4 protein-coding genes are annotated in these 3,769 nt (G+C 41.1%); all 4 read left to right on the top strand.

Annotated features, from left to right (window positions below; translation table 11 throughout):
• Positions 1-231: helix-turn-helix transcriptional regulator (locus B5D23_RS14800; RefSeq protein WP_234985111.1), on the top strand; the 231-nt coding region annotated here is incomplete at its 5' end.
• Between the two features lie 149 nt (positions 232-380).
• Positions 381-1,523 carry a Fic family protein gene (locus tag B5D23_RS14795; protein ID WP_078686242.1) on the top strand — a complete coding sequence of 381 codons (1,143 nt, stop codon included), beginning with the start codon at positions 381-383 and terminating at the stop codon, positions 1,521-1,523.
• Positions 1,524-1,754: 231 nt separating this feature from the next.
• Positions 1,755-2,606 carry a type II toxin-antitoxin system death-on-curing family toxin gene (locus B5D23_RS14790; RefSeq protein WP_078686241.1) on the top strand — a complete coding sequence of 284 codons (852 nt, stop codon included), beginning with the start codon at positions 1,755-1,757 and terminating at the stop codon, positions 2,604-2,606.
• A gap of 20 nt (positions 2,607-2,626) precedes the next feature.
• Entirely contained in the window at positions 2,627-3,652 is a 1,026-nt protein-coding gene (locus B5D23_RS14785; RefSeq protein ID WP_078686240.1) for a DUF4238 domain-containing protein, read from the top strand.
• Positions 3,653-3,769 lie beyond the last annotated feature (117 nt).

The raw sequence follows: 3,769 nt of genomic DNA, 5'->3' as shown, positions 1-3,769 counted from the left end.
AACAGCAGGCCAGACCCGGCGGGCGTCCGAACTGGTTCGCGAGGAGATAACGCTATGGAAGATATGAAAGGAAGAAAGCTGAACTGGAAGCACGCGTGCGATATTTTGAATTGCTCCAAAAGCCATTTCTATAATCTCGTGAACGCCGGGAAAATCCCTGCATTCCGCATCGGAAAAGTCCGGGCCATATGGGTCTGGGAGAAGGACGTGCGGGACTATATGGATTTTTGAGGGATGGGAAGAGGAAAGAAGAAAAGGCGACTGAAAGGTCGCCTTTTTTGTGAGGTTGCCTTTGTGTGCAAGGGAGTTTAAAATATGAATCATAAAAATGAACTAAATTTGATTTTTTCAATAAATTAAAGAGAGATAAGGTTGCAAATATGGTTGCAAAACCTGTGACAAAAAAGCATCTTACGCATAAAACCGGGAAGTTTATCTTTTCGTGTGAATATGATGAGCAGGTGATTTCTCCCAAGATCATCGAAAGCCGTATTCTGTACTCAACGGTAAGCGAGTTGCCGATTCTTCCTCATATCGCGGCGAAGCTGAGAGAGGATATAATTAAGCGGTCAATTTTCGGTACGGCTGCAATTGAAGGGAATAGTCTGAGCGAGGATGAAGTCGGAGCACTGCTAACGGCTGACGATGCACTCAAGCTCGAGGGGCGTTCGGAGCTTGAAATTGGCAATTTGAAAGCTCTATATGCCTTGTTGGATGGAGAAAAGCAGGGCTTTTGGGGCGTGACGGAAGACTTCATTCGGGACGTTCACAGGACGCTGACGCGTGGCATTGAGTATTTCCATAACAGTCCCGGTAATTACCGGAATGAGCCGGTTTTTGTGGGCAATGCGGATCATGGTGGGCGCTATACGCCACCGAAGACATTGGACGATATACAGACGCTCATGGGAATTTTTGTTGAGTGGATGAATAGCGAAGAGATGACGGGACTAGATCCGATGATCAGGGCTGCGCTCGCACATTTTCATCTCGCGAAAATTCACCCGTTCCAAGATGGAAATGGCAGATCCTCGCGCTTTGTCGAAGCCATGATTCTTGATCAGGCGGGGATTAAATATCTGCCGCAAATGATGTCGAATTTTTACTATCGGAACATCGACGAGTATTTCATTGCATTTTCGCGGGTGATCAAAAGCAAGCATCCCGAAGATGTGACGCCTTTTTTGAGCTTCTATTTTGACGGCATTATTTCTTCGCTGAAAGAGATCAAGGAGCATGTCACGCTCTCAATTCGTCGCCTGTCTCTAAAGGACTACTATCACACTTTGCACCGCGAGAAAGAGCTTTCGCAGCGACAGCTTGATTTGCTGCTGATTGCACTGGAAACCATGCTGGAATTTTCCCTGAATGATGTGTTTTCGCACCCTGTTTTGCGGGCGCTTTATGGTGGGGTGAGCGTGGCAACAGCTCGGCGTGATCTGAAAAAGCTTAAAGAGATGGGTTTGCTTTTGAGCCGTAGTGACGGGAAATATTACCGCGTGAATATGCTGCGGCTAGGGTAGCTTCTTGGCTTGAGTTAGAAATAAATGACGGGACGCGATGGAATTTGGGAGTCGACCTTGACTCTGAAGTGAAAATGCATGAAATTAGGAGGGTTATAAAAGATAGTGAAAGAAGCTAAATTGGGCCCTTAGTGAGAGTCTAGCTTTAAGATGAAAGGGTTAGAGGTCGACGGTGTAGTTTATGGTTTGTTGTATGTAGTATGTTGAGCATTCAAAAGAGAGGATAATGTTTTGGGATTTCGACATAAAGGGTTAGATGATATATATCAGCGTAATCTTCAGATGATTCCTGAAAAGGATCTGATGTATAAAGACTGTACTGTATGTGTTAAAGATGTTATTGATGCACATTTTTTTATTGTAGATTATTTTTTAGATGAAGGTATGGATGAATCTAAGGTTGGGGGGATTGGTGTTAAAGATGTTAATATGCTATGTTCTGCTGTCGCTAGACAGGTGTGGTATCAGAATTATGGGATGAATACGATGCAAGTTTGTGCATCATTATTAATTGGGCTGGTGAAAGATCATGCTTTTTACGATTGTAACAAAAGGACTGCGATTCTTTCAACATTTTATTTTTTGAACAAGGAAGGATTTTGCGCAAAGGACTCCCATTCTACATTTCAGAAGTTGACATTGAATATTGCAAATTCAAAACTACACAATTATAAAAAAATAGATGGCTGGAATAGGTTTTCTAAGAAAGAAAATGGTGAGGTTTTGTTTATTGGTGAAAAATTGAATAAGATAACTCGTCGAATAGAATATGATAAGCCAGTCATAACAGGGCGCGAATTGAGCTCAATACTCGAGAGTAATGGTTATGCTTTAGGGAAGATGAAAAAAGGTAGGATTGATGTTTTAGATATGAGAAGCGGAGAACCTAAAAAAATTGCTCGTATTAATTTTAAAGGAATGACTCGAGTTGTCCATGCTGCAGACTTAGCCAGAGTTCAAAAAAAGACAGGACTAACCCCTAAGAATGGATATGATTCAAGGGCTTTTTATAGGGGGGACGAACCCTTGAAAGATTTGATTGAGGAGTACGCAGAAATGCTTACGCGACTGGCGGACAGATAACGAGAGCATTAATTGAAGATATGCAGAAAAAAAATAAGAATCACTTTGTTGCAGCATCGTATCTTTCTCGTTTTGCGGAAATAGATGGGAAGCTTTGTGTCTACAGAAAAGGGGATTGTTTTTATTCTAAGCCGAGCCAAGTTGGTTTTGTAAAACGTCTTTATACTGTGGATTGGATGAAAGATGAGGATAAGAATGTAATTGAAGATTGGATAATGGATATTGAATCTAATGCCCAGTTGGGGTTTCAAATACTAGATGGATTGAAACTTCCTCGTAGGAAGGTTAGAGAGAATTTTGCACGGTATATAGGACTTTATTTATTTCGTTCACCAGATAGAATGGCGATGATGATAGAGATGACTGAGACTGTTCTTGATCAATTCAAAAAAACGGTGCTAAGTCAAGAGGATATGTATCGTAAGGCCGGGAAAGTACTCGGCCTAGATCCTTATGCTGATAGAGAAGAAATAGACAAGATAAATGACCAGATTAAACCCGTGGTCAATGGAAAGTATATACTCAATTTTTTTGAATCCATGGGGAAAAGGTTTTGTAGTTTTTTATATAATATGAAGTGGATGTTGTTGGTGAATGAAACACAAACGCCGTTTGTGACGGCTGATAACCCCCTATTTCGGATTAGACGCGCCGATGTTGGACTTCCTAATTTCCCTAATCCTCTTTTATTTATGATATTCCCATTGAGTCCATCACTCCTTTTGGTTTTGGTTTCGGGTGAAGGTGATGAGGGGGTGTACAGAGCGTCATCAGATATTGTAAAAAAAATTAATAAGGAAATGTTTATAAGAAACTATGGGAATGTGTATTCAAATAAATTTAATGAAAAAATGCAGAAGCTGTCTTTAAAGTATAGAGAAGTTCAAGAGAAATGCACGCTTACTACAAGTAAAAATGCTGTTCATGGTGAAGAAAATGTGGTGGTTGGAGAATGTGATCATTTTAATGGCTCGTACAAATTTTTTTCAGAAAAGAATAGAATAGTAAATTGTGCCTTAGACATCTTTTCACTTCCCCATTATTGATTTTTCTCCCCACGACGTCCATGAGGTCCACGACGTAATGCCCCGGAGCGAATATGCTTCGGGGCATTATGGTTTGGACGAAAGAAGAACTTCAGGAACAGCTCACGCAGTGGAAGC

The organism is Desulfobaculum bizertense DSM 18034, from assembly GCF_900167065.1.
In the GTDB taxonomy this organism is placed as follows: Bacteria; Desulfobacterota; Desulfovibrionia; order Desulfovibrionales; family Desulfovibrionaceae; genus Desulfobaculum; species Desulfobaculum bizertense.
Note: the sequence above shows the minus strand (reverse complement) of the source record. Positions and strands in the feature narration are given on the sequence as shown.